This is a genomic window from Pseudomonas mendocina, assembly GCF_900636545.1.
GTDB lineage: Bacteria > Pseudomonadota > Gammaproteobacteria > Pseudomonadales > Pseudomonadaceae > Aquipseudomonas > Aquipseudomonas mendocina.
The window spans coordinates 3,188,093-3,203,806 of sequence record NZ_LR134290.1 but is presented as its reverse complement, the minus strand read 5'-3'; the positions used below and the strand labels follow the sequence as shown (position 1 = coordinate 3,203,806).

11 protein-coding genes and 1 pseudogene are annotated in these 15,714 nt (G+C 63.0%); 4 read left to right on the top strand and 8 right to left on the bottom strand.

The genetic code is table 11. From position 1 onward, the window contains the following. Positions 1 to 635: 635 nt before the first annotated feature. The 4 genes from EL191_RS14815 to metR form a co-directional block, all read right to left on the bottom strand. Entirely contained in the window at positions 636 to 3,791 is a 3,156-nt protein-coding gene (locus EL191_RS14815) for an efflux RND transporter permease subunit (RefSeq protein ID WP_041980841.1), read from the bottom strand. A gap of 1 nt (position 3,792) precedes the next feature. Then, positions 3,793 to 4,881, bottom strand: coding sequence for an efflux RND transporter periplasmic adaptor subunit (locus EL191_RS14810; RefSeq protein ID WP_013716264.1), 1,089 nt, complete (start codon positions 4,879 to 4,881; stop codon positions 3,793 to 3,795). 7 nt (positions 4,882 to 4,888) lie between these two features. Further along, positions 4,889 to 5,545, bottom strand: a complete 657-nt coding sequence (locus EL191_RS14805; protein WP_041980843.1) for a TetR/AcrR family transcriptional regulator — start codon at positions 5,543 to 5,545, stop codon at positions 4,889 to 4,891. Between the two features lie 209 nt (positions 5,546 to 5,754). Then, the gene (gene metR, locus EL191_RS14800; protein ID WP_041980845.1) at positions 5,755 to 6,672 is read right to left on the bottom strand and encodes a transcriptional regulator MetR; all 918 of its coding nucleotides are present in this window, start codon (positions 6,670 to 6,672) and stop codon (positions 5,755 to 5,757) included. 168 nt (positions 6,673 to 6,840) lie between these two features. Between metR and metE the strand changes: the two genes are divergently transcribed. Then, on the top strand, positions 6,841 to 9,144 hold the full coding sequence (gene metE / locus EL191_RS14795) for a 5-methyltetrahydropteroyltriglutamate--homocysteine S-methyltransferase (RefSeq protein ID WP_041980847.1): 2,304 nt from the start codon (positions 6,841 to 6,843) through the stop codon (positions 9,142 to 9,144). A gap of 196 nt (positions 9,145 to 9,340) precedes the next feature. After that, positions 9,341 to 10,330, top strand: a complete 990-nt coding sequence (locus EL191_RS14790) for an alpha/beta fold hydrolase (RefSeq protein WP_041980848.1) — start codon at positions 9,341 to 9,343, stop codon at positions 10,328 to 10,330. 84 nt (positions 10,331 to 10,414) lie between these two features. Here EL191_RS14790 and EL191_RS14785 read toward each other — a convergent pair. Next, positions 10,415 to 10,603 (bottom strand): annotated as a pseudogene (locus tag EL191_RS14785) (DUF6316 family protein); the annotation flags it as partial. A gap of 278 nt (positions 10,604 to 10,881) precedes the next feature. On the opposite strand from EL191_RS14785, the gene EL191_RS14780 reads away from it, so the two are divergent. Next, positions 10,882 to 11,832 carry a DMT family transporter gene (locus EL191_RS14780; RefSeq protein WP_041980849.1) on the top strand — a complete coding sequence of 317 codons (951 nt, stop codon included), beginning with the start codon at positions 10,882 to 10,884 and terminating at the stop codon, positions 11,830 to 11,832. Positions 11,833 to 11,838: 6 nt separating this feature from the next. On the opposite strand, the gene EL191_RS14775 is transcribed toward EL191_RS14780, so the two are convergent. The 3 genes from EL191_RS14775 to EL191_RS14765 all read right to left on the bottom strand — a co-directional run bounded on the left by EL191_RS14775 (position 11,839) and on the right by EL191_RS14765 (position 14,938). Next, positions 11,839 to 12,456: an NAD(P)H-dependent oxidoreductase gene (locus tag EL191_RS14775; RefSeq protein WP_041980850.1), complete on the bottom strand. Its 618-nt coding sequence runs from the start codon at positions 12,454 to 12,456 to the stop codon at positions 11,839 to 11,841. Beyond that, positions 12,449 to 13,843 (bottom strand): class II fumarate hydratase, encoded by a 1,395-nt coding sequence (locus tag EL191_RS14770; RefSeq protein WP_041980851.1) that lies wholly within the window; start codon positions 13,841 to 13,843, stop codon positions 12,449 to 12,451. The genes EL191_RS14775 and EL191_RS14770 overlap by 8 nt, the downstream gene beginning before the upstream one ends. Positions 13,844 to 13,927: 84 nt before the next feature. After that, entirely contained in the window at positions 13,928 to 14,938 is a 1,011-nt protein-coding gene (locus tag EL191_RS14765; protein WP_041980852.1) for a DUF2804 domain-containing protein, read from the bottom strand. A 275-nt stretch (positions 14,939 to 15,213) separates the two neighbouring features. On the opposite strand from EL191_RS14765, the gene EL191_RS14760 reads away from it, so the two are divergent. Further along, a complete protein-coding gene (locus tag EL191_RS14760) occupies positions 15,214 to 15,711 on the top strand; it encodes a DUF2059 domain-containing protein (protein ID WP_013716254.1) in 498 nt (165 codons plus the stop codon). Positions 15,712 to 15,714 lie beyond the last annotated feature (3 nt).

Sequence of the window (15,714 nt, the reverse complement as noted above, 5' to 3'; positions counted from 1 at the left end):
CCCCCGGCCTTTCACGCCGGGGGCTTTTCCTTTCTTGAGGGAATGCCCGGTTTCTATAGGCATTGCCACTTTCCGCGTCCACGTACCCGGCGGTCCACACGGGATTGATTGTTGCGGGTAGGCACGCGGCCTTTTCCTGCTCGAACATTCAAGGACCACCAGGGTAGCATCCGGGCATCAGCGTTGAGCATTGACGAGAATGGCTGGCTCCTACTAGTAAGATGCGCGTCGGCTGATCAAAGGCAATGCAGGCGATCTTCTTTTCTGAGCGCAGTTTCAGCGTTTCTAGCCATTTCGAGCTGTTTGGGGCCCCTATGCAAAAATGCTTCGCCTTGAGGCTTGGCACAACGCCATTGCCTGATCTACTCTCCGGTCACCGGGCTAACGAAGTGGCCAACAGGCAGGATGCCGACCCCATACACTTCGTTAGCTCGGTGTTCATTGCTTGCGCTGGCTGATGCGAGGCGAGCGGAAACAACAAAGCCCTCTTTTGGAGGGCTTTGTTGTTTTTTGCGAGCGCATTACTCGCTTGGCCTCATAAGAGCATCCCTGCGATCTTTCCATCCCCGCCCTTAATCGTCGTTGCTGTCTAGCCTAGGTGATATCTGGCGTTTTGCCATGTCTCGTTTGGCCCATCAGTCGGTGCGTTGCAGATACGACTTTCCCTCGCCACGAGCAATCAGATGTTCGGGCAGGTCGAGTAGGTCGGTGTCATAGGTCTCCAGTAGTGGCGGGCGACGCTCGAAGCGGGCACCCAGTACCAGCATGCAGGGGGTCAGCAGCAGGGTCAGCACCGTGGCGAAGGCCAGGCCCCCGGCGATGGCGCTCGACAGCTGTGTCCACCACTGGGTCGAGGGGGCGCCAAAGCCGAGGCTCGGGGTGACCAGGTCGACGTTGATGCTGAGCACCATCGGCATCAGGCCGAGAATCGTGGTCACCGCGGTGAGCAGCACTGGTCGCAGACGCAGGCAGCCGGTTTCCAGCGCCGCTTCGCGCGGCTCCAGGCCCTGGCGGCGTAGCTGGTTGTAGGTGTCGATCAGGATGATGTTGTTGTTCACCACGATACCGGCCAGGGCGATCAGGCCCATGCCGACCATGACGATGCCGAACGACTGGCCGTTGACCAGCAGGCCCATCAGCACGCCGGCGGTGGACAGGACGATGGCAGAGAGCACCAGTGCTGCCTGATACAGGCTGTTGAACTGGGTCACCAGGATGATCGCCATAAGGAAGATGGCGACGACGAAGGCGGTCATCAGGAAGGTGGCCGCTTCACGCTGATCGGCATCTTCACCGGCGAATTTCACCTGGACCTCGGCTGGTACATCACCGAGCGCTTCGCGCAGTGCCTTGAGCCGTTCGTCCAGCCGCGCGCCCTCGGCCAGGTCGGCCTGTAGAGTGATGGTGCGATCGCCATCGACGCGGCGCAGTGTGCCGACCTTGGGCGCAGGCTGCAGGTCCACGAAGTTGCTCAGCGGCACCTGGCCAGCAGGCGTGTTGAGCGTCAGGCGACCGAGCTGGTCGAGCGAGCGCCAGTTGCCGGGCAGGCGCACGCGAATGTCGACTTCATCGGTGGCATCTTCTGGCCGGTAGGTGGCCAGCTTCAGACCGTTGGTGATCATCTGCACCGCGTTGCCGACGCTGAGCACATCGGCGCCGAAGCGTGCGGCTGCCTCGCGATCAACCTTGATGCGCCACTCGATGCCGGGCAGGGCACGATCGTCCTCTATATCGACGAAACCGCCGAGGTTTTGCATCTCGTCGCGAATACGCTCGACCCACTGCTCGCCCAGTGTCGGGTCCAGTGAGCTGATCTGCAGCTTCACCGGCTTGCCGTCTGTGGGCCCCTGTTCCTGCTTGCGGAACTCCAGGACGACGCCGGGAATGCCGGCGGTGCGCTGGCTCATTTCGGCGAGAATGTCCTTGGCCGGGCGGCGCTGGTGCCAGTCGACGAACTGGAACTGCAAGGTGCCGACCACGTCGGCGCCGAGTTGGCCCTGCTGCCCTTCCGGCTGAGCCAGGGAGCGTGCATACAGCGCCTTGACCTCAGGCATGCCGATCACCTGTTTTTCCACCTGCTGGAGCAGGGCGTCCTTCTCCTGCACTGAAAGATCGCCGCGTGCGCGCACCCAGATCTGCGCGCTTTCCGGTTCTACGTCGGGGAAGAATTCCACGCCATGGTTGAAGCGCCCGTAGCCGACATAGATCAAGGCGATCAGCGCGAGCATGCCGAGCAGGGTCAGGCCGGGGCGCTTGAGCAGCGTGGCCAGCAGATTGCGGTAGGCGTTGCCGGCACGATTGGCGCTGGCGGCTTGTGGGTGTGCCTGGCCGCCGGTAACGGCGCCGAGCACGGGTAGAAATATCAGCGCCATCGCCAGCGAGGCCAGCAGGCAGAGAATCACGGTCGCTGGAAGGTACTTCATGAACTGGCCGACCACGCCGGGCCAGAACAGTAGCGGCAGGAACACCACCAGGGTGGTGGCGGTGGAGGCGATTACCGGCCAGGCCATTCGTGTCGCGGCATTGGCCCAGGCCTGACGAGGCGTCTGGCCTTGCTGCAGATAGCGGTCGGCCAGCTCGGAAACGACGATGGCCCCATCCACCAGCATGCCCGCTACCAGAATCAGGCTGAACAGCACCACGATATTGAGGGTGAAACCGAGCATCCAGATCAGCAGGATGCCGCTGAGGAAGGCGCCGGGAATGGTCAAGCCGACCAGCAGCGCCGAGCGCATGCCCATGCTCGCCACGACTAGGATCAGTACCAGAACGATGGCGGTCAGCACGTTGTTGAGGAGGTCGCCGAGCATGCTCTGTACCTCCTGCGACTGGTCCATGATGTAGCTGACTTCCACGCCCGGCGGCAGCAAGGGCTTGGCCCGTTCCATCAGCGCCTTGACCTGATCGATGGTCTCGATGATGTTGGCACCGCTGCGTTTGGCCACTTCCAGCACGATGGCCGGCTGGCCATTGATACGGGCGAAACCGGTGGGGTCCTTGAAGGTTCGGCGGATGGTGGCGACGTCGGCGAAGGTGACCACACTGTCGCCAACTACCTTGATCGGCATGCGCATCACGTCTTCAAGGTCTTCGATGACGCCGGGCACCTTCATGCTCATGCGCCCGGCGCCGGTGTCCAGGCTGCCGGCAGCGACCAGGCGGTTGTTGCGGCTGACCAGGTTGAACAGTTCGTTGTAGTCGATGCCGTAGCTGTCCAGCACTTGCGGATCGACGACGATTTCCAGCAGGTCCTCGCGGTCGCCACCGATTTCCACCGACAGCACCTCGGCGATGCCCTCGATGTTCTCCTTCAGGCGCCGGGCGATGTATACCAACTCGGTCTCGGCAATCGGTCCAGACAAGCCCACCGACAGTACCGGGAACAGCGCCACGTTGACTTCGTTAACGGTCGGCTCGTCGGCCTCTTCAGGCAGCTTGCTGCGAGCAGTGTCGACCTTCTCGCGGACATCGGCCAGCGCCACCTTGGCATCGAAGCCGGCATCGAACTCGAGGATCACCGAGGCATGACCCTCGCTGGACATCGAGCGCATTTCCTTGACCCCTTCCAGGCTGCGCAGCTCCTGCTCCAGCGGGCGCACCAGCAGGCGTTCACCATCTTCCGGGCTGATGCCTTCGAGCGTCACCGAAACGTAGATCATCGGGATGGTGACGTCGGGGTTGGACTCCTTGGGCATGGCGATGTAGGCCACCAGCCCGCCGCAGAGCAGGAACAGCAGGATGAGGATGGTGGTGCGGCTGCGGTCGAGCGCGGCGGCGATCAGTGCGTGCATCTCAGCTGTCCTCGGTCGCGAGTTGCGTCTTCACCTGCTGACCAGGCTGGACGAATCCCTGGCCAAGGGTGATCAACGCCACCTTGGGCGGCAGGCCGCTGACCCAGGCGCCCTGGTTGTCGACGCTGATCAGATCCACCGGGGTGAACTCCACGCGCTGCGCATCGTTGACCCACTTGACGCCGTGGCGGCCGTTTTCGTCCAGGCTGAGCAGGGCAGGGGACAGACGATGAGCCATGGCTTCACCAGTCTGGATATGCAGCGTGGCGCTGGCACCCGCCAGGCGCAGGCCGTCCGGGTTGTCCACCTTGACTTCGATGCGGAAGCTGCGCGAGCCTGGGTCGGCTGCCGCGGCAATGAAGTGCAGTTCACCCTGTAGGGTGCGGCCGTCAAGCAGTTCCACCTTCACCGGCTGGCCCAGTTCGAGCTGGGTGACCTGCTGCTGGGCGATCTGCGCGCTGACCTTGAGGCGGTCGATGTCCACCAGGGTCAACAGGCTCTGCCCGGGTTGGACGAAGTCGCCCAGTTCGACCATACGCTGGTCATAGATGCCGGCGAACGGCGCTTTCACCTTGGTGTTGCGCAGTTGCAGGCGGGCGCTGTCGAGTTCGGCGCGGGCCTTGGCCAGCTCGCTTTCCAAACGCATCAGTTCGTTGGCCGATACCAGACTGCGTTCACGCAGGCGTTTGGCGGCGGTAACGTCGCTTTGCCGTTGCCGGACGTCAGCCTCGCTGCGTGCAACCTGGGCTGGGCGGTCATCTGGCGAGAGGCTGAGCAGCAACTGGTCGGCGGCGACGCGGTTGCCCTTGTCCTGATCCAGGTTCTGCACGCTGCCGCTGACCTGGGCGCGTAGCTCCACCCGGCGCCAGGCCTCGATCTGGCCCTGCACGACATGCTGGCGCTGCATGGGCTGGGCTTCCAGCCATGTCACCTCCACCCGCACCAGTTCGGCGCTCGTGGCTGGTTTATCGGGCTCGGCCGGTATGTCGTCGCGTGCGACGAAGCGGTCTCCACTGAGCAGCCAGAGCAGCAGCACGATGGCGATGACGACGGCGATGATCCAGGGACGTTTGCTGAATTGCGCGAACATGGATGGCTTACTCGTTGATGGCGGGCGCTGCCAGCAGCGCGGCGGCCTGGCCCTGCAGGCCGGCGATGATGAAGTCGGTAACGCGATCGAAATACGCGTCCAGTTCGATGTATTCGGTCCAGTGCGCGAAACCACCGGAGGCGATGCGCGCCATGACGCCATTCACGCAAGCCTCCACGCCCCAGAGCAGATGCTGGCAGTGTGCGGGAGACAGTTGCAGGTCGCGGAAGCTGCTCTGTAGAAGGCCGCTGAACAGATACATGTACTGGCCTTCCAGCTCGATGAACTGTTCGCGGTAGGGTTGTTCAAGGCGTTCCTGAAAGGCCGGGCGGTCACACAGCAGGCAAAGCTGCGCTTGCAGTGGGTCGGCCTGCAGCTGCTCGAAGGCGCGGCGAATCACTCGGCGCATGGCCTCTTGCGTGGGTGCGCTGCGGGCGACTTCCTGCAGTTCGGCCAGGTGTTGGCGCGAGCAGTCCAGCACCATTCGCGCGTAGAGCGCTTCCTTGCTGGTGAAGTGTTTGTACACGGTGCCTTTGCCGATACCCGCGTGACGCGCCACCTCGGCGATGGTGACGCGGTCCCAGGAGTCGTTCTGGAACAACTGGCGAGCGGATTCGAGCAGGGCGTTTTCCCGTTGCTGGAAGAGTTGATCCTGGTAGCGCATGGGCATTCCGCGGAGTGTTGTGACCGGCGGTCATGCTATGACTGTTGGTCACGATGCGGCAAGCGGGGAGTTGTAACAAGGCAATTGCGGGCTGCCACCTGGGCTGAGGGCTGCGCCAGATGCGAGGTGTTTACAGCAGCGTCACTGGGCCAAGCATGCCGACAGCCAAAAAATTCGCTCGACTGCCAGCTACCTTATGAGGGCGGCGCTTAGCGCGCCACGCTGACACCTTCGAGGCTGGCGAAGGAGGTGTCCTTGGCGGTCAGCAGGAAATCACGCATGAAGGGGGCGTCGAGCATGTCGCTGCGGATCGCTGCGTACAGCGTGCAGTACAAACCTTTCTCGCCCAGGCGCTTGGCGCTGACGTAGCCGCGCGAGCTGTACTCGTGCAGCGCCCAGTTGGGCAGACCGCATACGCCACGGCCGCTGGCGACCAGCTGCATCATCATGACCGTCAGCTCGGAAGTGCGCACCTGCGCCGGCTCGACATCGGCCGGTTCGAGGAAGCGGGTGAAGATGTCCAGGCGGTCGCGCTCGATGGGGTAGGTGATCAGGGTTTCCCTGACCAGATCCTCGGGCTGGATATAGGCCTTGGACGCCAGGCGATGCTGATTGGCGACCGCCAGCTGGGCCTCATAGGTGAATAGCGGCACATAGGTGATGCCAGCCAGTTCGATGGGATCTGAAGTCACCACCAGATCCAGGTCGCCACGGGCCAGCGCCGGCAGCGGGGCGAAGGAGAAGCCCGAGGCCAGGTCCAGCTCCACTTCCGGCCAGGCATCGCGGAACTGGTCGATGGTCGGCATCAGCCATTGGAAGCAGCTGTGGCACTCGATGGCCATGTGCAGGCGGCCGGCGGTGCCACCGGCCAGGCGCGCCAGGTCGCGTTCGGCGCCACGTAGCAAGGGCAGGGCGGCGTCGGCCAGTTGCAGCAGGCGCAGGCCTGCGCTGGTGAAACGCACCGGCTTGGTCTTGCGTACGAACAGTTGCAGACCCAGGCGCTCCTCCAGCTCCTTGAACTGGTGTGACAGCGCTGACTGGGTCAGGTGCAGGCGTTCGGCGGCTTCGACCAGGCTGTCGGTCTCGCGCAGGGCATGCAGGGTTTTCAGGTGGCGTAGTTCGAGCATGGCGGGTCTCTGCAAAGGTTTCACTCATCCAGTTTCGGTGCTGGATGAAAATGCTTCATACAGCCTACATGAGTAAATCTTTAGATCAAGACGAAAATCTTGAGTTTGTCTCACTCATGGCCGATGCCGAGAATGGCGCCATCTCGATTCATTGTGGAGCGTTAAGTCATGGCCCTGTCCCATTCCCTCGGTTTCCCACGTATCGGTCGCTACCGCGAACTGAAAAAGGCGCTCGAAGCGCACTGGCGAGGTGAGCTGGATGAAGCCGGGCTGCGCGCCGTTGGCCAGCGCCTGCGGGCCGAGCATTGGCAACTGCAGAAGGATGCCGGCATCGATCTGCTGCCGGTGGGCGACTTTGCCTGGTACGACCAGGTGCTTGGCCATTCGCTGGCCTTCGGTGTGATTCCCGAGCGCTTCCGCCCTGCGGCTGGCAAACCGACGCTGGAGACGCTGTTCGCCATGGCCCGTGGGGCCGTTGCAAACAAGAGCAGTGGTACTTGCTGCGGTGGTGCCCATGCCCAAGAGATGACCAAATGGTTCGATACCAACTACCACTACCTGGTACCGGAGTTCGGCATTGACCAGCAGTTCGCCCTGAGCTGGGAGCAGTTGTTCGAGGAAGTGGAGGAGGCGAACACCCTTGGCCACCAGGTAAAACCGGTGCTGATCGGCCCGCTGACCTATTTATGGTTGGGTAAGGCTAAAGGCGCCGGTTTCGACAAGCTGGAACTGCTCGAGCGCCTGCTGCCGGTGTATGGCGAGATTCTCCAGCGCCTGGCCGCGCAGGGCGTGGAGTGGGTGCAGATCGACGAGCCGATCCTGGTGCTCGACCTGCCGCAGGACTGGAAAAACGCCTTCGAGCGAGCCTACAACCTGATCCAGCGCGAACCCTGCAAGAAGCTGATCGCCACCTACTTCGGTGGCCTGGAAGACAACCTCGGCCTGGCCGCCAACCTGCCGGTGGATGGCCTGCATATCGATCTGGTGCGGGCGCCGGAGCAGTACCCGACCATCCTCGACCGCCTGCCGGCTTATAAAGTGTTGTCGCTGGGCCTGGTCAACGGCCGCAACGTCTGGCGCTGCGATCTGGACAAGGCCCTCGAAGTGTTGCGTCACGCTCACGAACGTCTGGGCCAGCGCTTGTGGGTGGCGCCGTCCTGCTCGCTGCTGCACAGCCCGGTGGACCTGGCGCGTGAAGATCAGCTCGATGCCGAACTGAAGAGCTGGCTGGCCTTCGCCGTACAGAAGTGCCAGGAGGTCGCCGTGCTCGGCAGGGCACTGGAGGCGCCGGACGACGCCGCTGTTCAGGCCGCGCTGGAAGCCTGCCGTGCGGTACAGGCCGTACGTGCTGCATCGACGCGCATTCACAAAACCGAGGTGCAGGCGCGTCTGGAGGCGATTCGCCCGCGCCACGCTCAGCGTCAGTCAGCATTCGCCGAGCGTATCGGCAAGCAGCGTGAGCGCCTGCAGTTGCCGCTGCTACCGACCACCACCATCGGTTCGTTTCCGCAGACTTCGGCCATTCGCCTGGCTCGCCAGGCGTTCAAGCAGGGCAAGCTCGGCGTTGCCGATTACACCGAGGCCATGCACAGCGAAATTCGCCAGGCGGTGCAGGTGCAGGAGCGTCTGGGGCTGGACGTGCTGGTGCATGGGGAGGCCGAGCGCAACGACATGGTCGAGTACTTCGCCGAGCAGCTTGACGGCTATGCCTTCACCCGCTTCGGCTGGGTGCAGAGCTATGGTTCGCGCTGCGTCAAACCGGCAGTGATCGTCGGCGACCTGAGTCGACCCAGGGCGATGACCGTGGAGTGGATCCGCTATGCACAGAGCCTGACCGACAAGGTGGTGAAGGGCATGTTGACCGGCCCGGTGACCATGCTGATGTGGTCGTTCCCGCGCGAGGACGTGCCCCGTGAGGTGCAGGCCAGGCAACTGGCGCTGGCGATTCGCGACGAGGTGGTAGACCTGGAGGCTGCGGGCATCAGAATCATCCAGATAGACGAGGCTGCGTTTCGCGAAGGACTGCCGCTGCGCCAGGCAGCCTGGCAGCACTATCTGGACTGGGCCACCGAGGCCTTCCGCCTGACCGCCAGTGGCGTGCGTGACGAAACCCAGATCCACACCCACATGTGCTACAGCGAGTTCAACGACGTGATCGAATCCATCGCGGCGATGGATGCCGACGTGATCACCATCGAAACCTCGCGTTCGGACATGGAGTTGTTGGAGGCGTTCGAGCGCTTCGATTATCCCAACGAGATCGGCCCGGGCGTCTATGACATTCACTCTCCACGGGTGCCGGACAGCGCCGAGATGGCCGGGCTGTTGCGCAAGGCGGCGCGGCGTATCCCGCTGGAGCGTCTTTGGGTCAACCCAGATTGCGGCCTAAAAACCCGCGCCTGGCCGGAGACCGAGGCCGCGCTGGTGAACATGGTCGCAGCAGCTCGACAGTTACGCGCCGAGCTGGCCTGATTCCTCTGGTCGCGGCTAAAGCCCCTCCCACGTAGCGAGGGGCTTCATGGCGCGACGTTCTGGCTGGCCGCTATCGTCACCTGACCGCCGACCGTTCGTCCTCCTTCATCAAACTGTCACGCTGATGTGGCAGCGCCGTCGAACGACTTTCACCAGAATCGCGTTCCAGTGGGGTTCTGCGTTTCTGGTGTTTTTCATGCGTGCATTCTTCTTCGTGGTCGCAATGCTGTGCGTCCTGCCGTCTTTTGCGGCCAACCGTTGTGATATTTCCGAGCCAACCCGGTATGCCGACGTCGGCGACGTGCGCCTGGCCTACCAGAGTGTCGGTAGCGAGCGCGACCCGGCTCTGCTACTGGTCATGGGCCTGGGTGGACAGCTGATCCATTGGCCTGACGAGGTGGTCGAGCGCCTGTGCCAGCAGGGCTTTCGTGTGGTGCGCTTCGACAATCGCGATGTGGGGCTGAGCACCTGGCGCAAGCCTGCGCCGAGCATCAATCTGCCTTATGAGGTGCTGCGCTATCGCCTGGGGTTGTCGCTTGGCGCGCCTTATCATCTGCGTGACATGGCGGGGGATGCCCTGGGATTGATGGACAGCCTCGGGGTCGAAGCCTTTCACGTCTTGGGCGCGAGTATGGGCGGGATGATCGCCCAACACCTGGCCGACCTGGCGCCGCAGCGCGTGCTCAGCCTGACGCTGGTTATGACAAGCTCGGGTGCACAAGGCTTGCCAGCGCCAAGCGATGCCCTGGTTGCCCTGTTGGCGCGACGTGAGGCCGGCAGTCGCGAGGCCGCTCTGCAGCAGCAGGCTGACCTGCTCGCCGCGCTGGGAAGTCCGGCCGTGCATGATGATCGTGCTCTGCTTCTGCGTCAGGCCGAAGTGGCCTATGACCGCGCATTCAATCCCGAGGGGGTGCAGCGGCAGTTGCTGGCGATTCTCGCCGAGTCGAGCCGGGTCGAGTTGCTCAACCGCTTGAACGTGCCGACGCTGGTGGTGCATGGCACGGCTGATCCGCTATTGCCGGTGATGCACGGCGTGCATGTCGCGGCACATATCAAGGGCTCCGAACTCAAGCTGATTCCGGGGTTGGCACATCGCTTCCAAGATGCCTTCAAGGAGCCGCTGCTGGCAGCGGTATTACCACACCTGGCGGCGCATCGGGAGGATATGGGCTTGGCGCGTTTGTAGCGAGGCGTGCGCTCAAAGCTCCTGATTGTGCTTGATCGCTTCGCGGCGCTGCAGGTTGTCGATGTGCTCGCTGCTATGGCGCAGCAGCTTGTCGGCCATGGCCATGCGCTCGATATAGCGCGCTATGCTCTGTTCGGCGTCGTGGCGGGAGAGATAGGGGCCTTCCAGCGTGCCTTCGCGTGTGGCGAAGAAATACTGGCCATTGACGGCGCTGACACGTGAACTGCGGTAGTGCGTACCCGGCTGCGGGTCAGCTGTACGTTGGCCGAACATGACGAAAGCTCCATGTGAGGGGGCTGAATAATCTGAGTCTAATGCCAGCGAAGCGGTGCGTTGGGTAAAGCGACAGATGGTCGTAATTGGCTGATTTTTGGTGGTTTTTAGCAATTCTTATGGATTTCTGGCGTCGATCTTCTGGCAGGCTTCAGCTGTCGATCAGTACAGTTATGTTCGTCAGCCAGGCTGAACTGTTACTGTGTCGATAGCCTGACCTCTCCTAGAATGGCCGGCTGCGGACGACATGCTCTGTCGACCGCTTGCCAGAGGTCTCCATGCACATTTCCTCCGGTCGTTGGATATACGGCCTGCTACTCGCCCTGACCACCTCCGTGCTCTGGGGCATCCTGCCAATCAAACTGAAAGAAGTTCTTCAGGTGATGGATCCGGTAACCGTCACCTGGTACCGCCTGGCTGTGGCGGGCTCCCTGTTGTTCGCCTATCTGGCGGCCACTCGGCGCCTACCGCGTTTTCGCCCGCTCGGGCGCAAGGGGGGCTGGCTACTGGCCTTGGCCATCGGCGGACTGACTGCCAACTACGTGCTGTATCTGGTCGGGCTCAACCTGCTTAGCCCCGGAACCACGCAACTGGTGATTCAGGTCGCGCCAATTTTGCTTTTGATCAGCAGCCTGTTCGTCTTTCGCGAACGTTTCAGTCTGGGCCAGGCGATTGGCCTGATGGTGATGCTGCTGGGCTTCGGCCTGTTCTTCAACCAGCGCCTGAGTGAGTTGCTGACCTCGCTGACCACCTATACCACCGGCGTGCTGACCGTGCTGGCCGCTGCTTTCGTCTGGACCTTCTATGGTCTGGCGCAGAAGCAACTGCTGACTTCGTGGAATTCGGTGCAGGTGATGATGGTCATCTACCTGGCCTGTGCACTGCTGCTAACGCCTTGGGCACAGCCAATGCAGGTGCTGGAGCTGAGCCCGCTTCAAGGCTGGCTGCTGCTGGCCTGCTGCCTGAATACCCTGGTCGCCTACGGTGCTTTCGCCGAGGCGTTGGCGCATTGGGAGGCCTCCAGGGTCAGCGCGACCCTGGCGCTGACACCGCTGGTGACCTTCGTTTCCGTAGCCCTGGCCTCGACCTGGTGGCCGGATCACGTGCTGCCTGAGCAGGTCAACTGGATCGCCTATACCGGCGCCGTAGTCGTGGTGCTCGGTTCTGCATTCACCGCCCTCGGTCCGTCATTGATGGCTGCATTGCGGGCACGCAAGACTAGGCGATGAGGTTGCTTAAACGCTGCTGCCCAGCGCTTCAGCCTTGCGCAGCCAGCTCTGGCGCTGTTCTTCACTGGAGGGGCGCACTGGGGCGAACTCGCTCAGGCGGCGGGTCTTGATGCCGGAGAAGCCGAGGATGGTACGCACCATCTGCCGATGCGCCGGGGCGCCGTAGACCCAGCGGAAGTACCAGCGCGGCGTGTCCATGGTCACCAGCAGATCGGCGTTGCGGCCGCTGAGCAGTTTATCCCAGAGCTGCGAGCGGTTGCGGTACTTGAAGGCGAAGCCGGGCAGGAACACCCGGTCGAAGAAACCTTTCAGCAGCGCTGGTATTCCGCCCCACCAGACCGGGTAGACGAACACCAGATGCTCGGCCCAGTGGATCAGACGCTGCGCCTCCAGCAGGTCCGGCTCCAGGCTCTGGCTCTGTTCATAGCCGTCGCGCAGTATCGGGTCGAACTGCATTTCGCCCAGCTTCAGTTGGCGAACCACGTGGCCTTTGCTGCGTGCACCCTGGCTATAGGCCTCCGCCAAGGCGTGGCAGAGACTGTTCTTCTTCGGTGTGCCGAGTACCAGCAGGATTCGTTTGCCATCGCCTTCCAGCGGTGTGGCGCCGCTCTTGCCCTCACTCATGCCGCCCGGCTCCGAGCATGTCTTGTGGTCTGACCCATTGGTCGAACTCCTCTTCATTCAGGTAACCGAGTTGCAGTGCTGCCTGGCGTAGCGTGCTGCCTTCGGCGTAGGCCTTCTTGGCGATCTCTGCGGCTTTGTCGTAGCCGATGTGGGGATTGAGCGCTGTCACCAGCATCAGGCCGTTTTCCAGGTGCGCAGCCATTTGCGCGGCATCCGGTTGCAGGTCCGCCACGCAGTGCTGCTGGAAGTTGCGGCAGCCGTCGGCAAGCAGGCGGATCGACTGCAACAGGTTATGGATGATCACCGGTTTGAACACGTTGAGCTGCAAGTGCCCCTGACTGGCGGCGAAGCTGATAGTGGCATCGTTGCCCAGCACCTGGCAGGCGAGCATCGACAGCGCTTCGCACTGGGTTGGATTGACCTTGCCGGGCATGATCGAGCTGCCCGGCTCGTTGGCTGGCAGGCGTACCTCGGCGAATCCGGCGCGCGGGCCGGAGCCCAGCAGGCGCAGATCGTTGGCCAGTTTCATCAATGCCACGGCCAGGGTCTTCAGCGCGCCGGAGAGCTGCACCAGCGGCTCGTGCCCGGCCAGTGCGGCGAACTTGTTCGGTGCGCTGGTCAGCGGCAGGCCGGAGAGGGCCGCCAGCTCGGCTGCGATGGCCTCGGCGAAACCGGCCGGCGCGTTCAGCCCGGTGCCGACGGCAGTCCCGCCCTGGGCCAGTTCACAGACGGCGGGCAGGGCAGCGCGAATCGCCGCTTCGGCATGGCCGAGCTGGGCAACGAAGGCAGACAGCTCCTGGCCGAAGGTGATGGGGGTGGCGTCCATCATATGGGTGCGCCCGGTCTTGACCAGATTGGCATGGCGCTGCGCCTGCTCTTGCAGGCCGTCACGCAGTTCGGCCAATGCCGGTAGCAGGCAATGGCGCACACCCTGGACGGCGGCAATGTGCATGGCCGTGGGGAAGCAGTCGTTGGAGCTCTGGGCGCGGTTGACGTGGTCGTTGGGGTGGACCGGGCTCTTGCCGCCACGTTGGCCGCCAGCCAGTTCGTTGGCGCGGCCGGCGATCACTTCGTTGACGTTCATGTTGCTCTGCGTGCCGCTACCGGTCTGCCAGACCACCAGGGGAAACTGCGAGTCGTGCTGGCCTTCGAGTACTTCATCGGCCGCCTGCTCGATAAGCCGGGCGATATCCGCAGGCAGTTCGCCGCTGCGGCTGTTTACCCGTGCAGCAGCTTTCTTGATCAACGCCAGGGCATGCAACACGGCCAGCGGCATACGTTCCTGGCCGATGGCGAAGTTGATCAGCGAGCGCTGTGTCTGCGCACCCCAGTAGGCGTCGTTGGGTACTTCGATGGGGCCGATGCTGTCGGTTTCGGTACGGCTCATGGCGTTCTCCGGGCATGTTCGAGGTTGCTGGCAGTTTAGGTCGCGCCGCTGGAGACTGGTTCCGCAACTTATCTATCGCGTCGATTACCAGCGGGCGTGGGTCTCACCCAGCCAGCCCAATGCACTGTCTACCGGAACGCGTTCGCCCTTCGGGCCACGCAGCACACCATCGTAATGGCCGAAGCGCTGCACGGTGTGGGCATGGAAGGGGCCGAACTTGGGACGGGCTCTATGCAACTGGCGGGGAGTGAAGCGCAGGGACACCCGATCGTCCTCGCTGTCCAGGCGCCAGGGTGCCAGCGGTGCCTGCGAACTGCGGACGATATGCAGCGTACTGTCGAGCTGCTGTACTTCACCGCCGAACCAAAGCGAGTTCTCCGACAAACCGCTGTAATCCAGCCAGCCTGTACCGAAGTTGCCGGCGATGCCGCCCGCGGCAGCGAAGGCTGCCCGCTGCCAGTGGCTGTTCAACGGCCAGACGCCGCGGCCGAAGTCCAATGCGGCGAAGCTCTGGCCCGGCACGCAGCTGTAATGTTTATGACCCAGTTGCAGGCTGCCTGCAGCGGGTAGGCCCAACTGACGACTGGTGGCATGAAAGCCACCATTTTTCAGCGGCGCCACCAGATTGACCGACTGCAGGTGGGCAGGGCGCTGAATGTCCAGGGCGATCTGCAGCGGTTGGCCGCCGATATCGGGCGCTGATGCGGTAAGACGCAGGCGACCAGGGTGTTCGTCGATGCGCAGTTGCAGTCGAGAATGACTGAAAGCGTGGCTGTCCAGCGGCACATCGGGCAGCTGGCAGCCCAGGGCGAAAGGGCGCAGTTGGGTGTGGGCGGCTGGCTGGCCGGTTTCCATATCTAGAAAGTAGGCGGCGCCGTAACCGACGTAGTCGAGGTCGGCCAGCGTCAGCGCGAGCATCCATTGCGGCGTGGTGATGCACCAGTGGTTCCAGCGTTTGCGCCGCCCCAGGTGACCGTGCAGGGCGCAGTCCACCAGCGGGCGGCTGGACCAGCCGACAGCCTCGTCCAGCAAACGGCCCTTGCTGTCGCAGAGTGGCTGGAGCGGAAAAGGTGCATGTGAAGTGAGGCTGGTCATCGGGCACGTCCATGTATGTGCGCAGGCTGGCGATCAATTGCCGGTCGGGAGAGTGCGCACGCCTTGATAAGAATGGCGAATATCACGCAGGATGCCGAGCTTGCCCAAGCATGGGCAAGTGCTGGCATTTTGGCAACTGACCAATGGGTGCGCCGGTCTGCATGGCTATTGTGAGCCAGTGCGCAACTCGCCTCGCTTGAGGGTTTTGGGCGTAGGGCACAAAATGCCGCCACCGCAGTCTACCCAGACTCATTCATAACCCTGGACGCCTTCTCATGCTCCGTTTCTCCAAACTCTGCACCGCCGTTCTGCTCAGCGCGAGCGCATCCCTGGCCATGGCCGATGCTGCCAGCCACGCTGCCGATGCCGAGCGTTTTCTCAAGCTGGCCCATGCCGACAAGTTGACCGTGCCGGTGTACGGCCAGGTGCAGCAGATGTTCGCCCAGCGTTTCGCTCAGGCTCCGGATGGCAAGAAGGCGGTGCTGGAGAGCTATCAGGCCAAGGCCAACGCCGCGCTGGACAAGGCGGTGGGCTGGGACAAGCTGAAGCCGGACATGGTCAAGCTCTACACCAGCAACTTCAACGAGCAGGAGCTCAAGGACCTGATCGCGTTCTACGAGTCGCCGTTGGGGCAGAAGGTGCTGCAGAAGATGCCGACCCTGACCGCGCAATCTGCGCAGATCACCCAGAGCAAGCTGGAATCTGCGGTACCTGAGGTGAACAAGCTGCTGGCCGACATGAGCGGCGAGCTCGGATTGCCTAAACAACCCTGATGG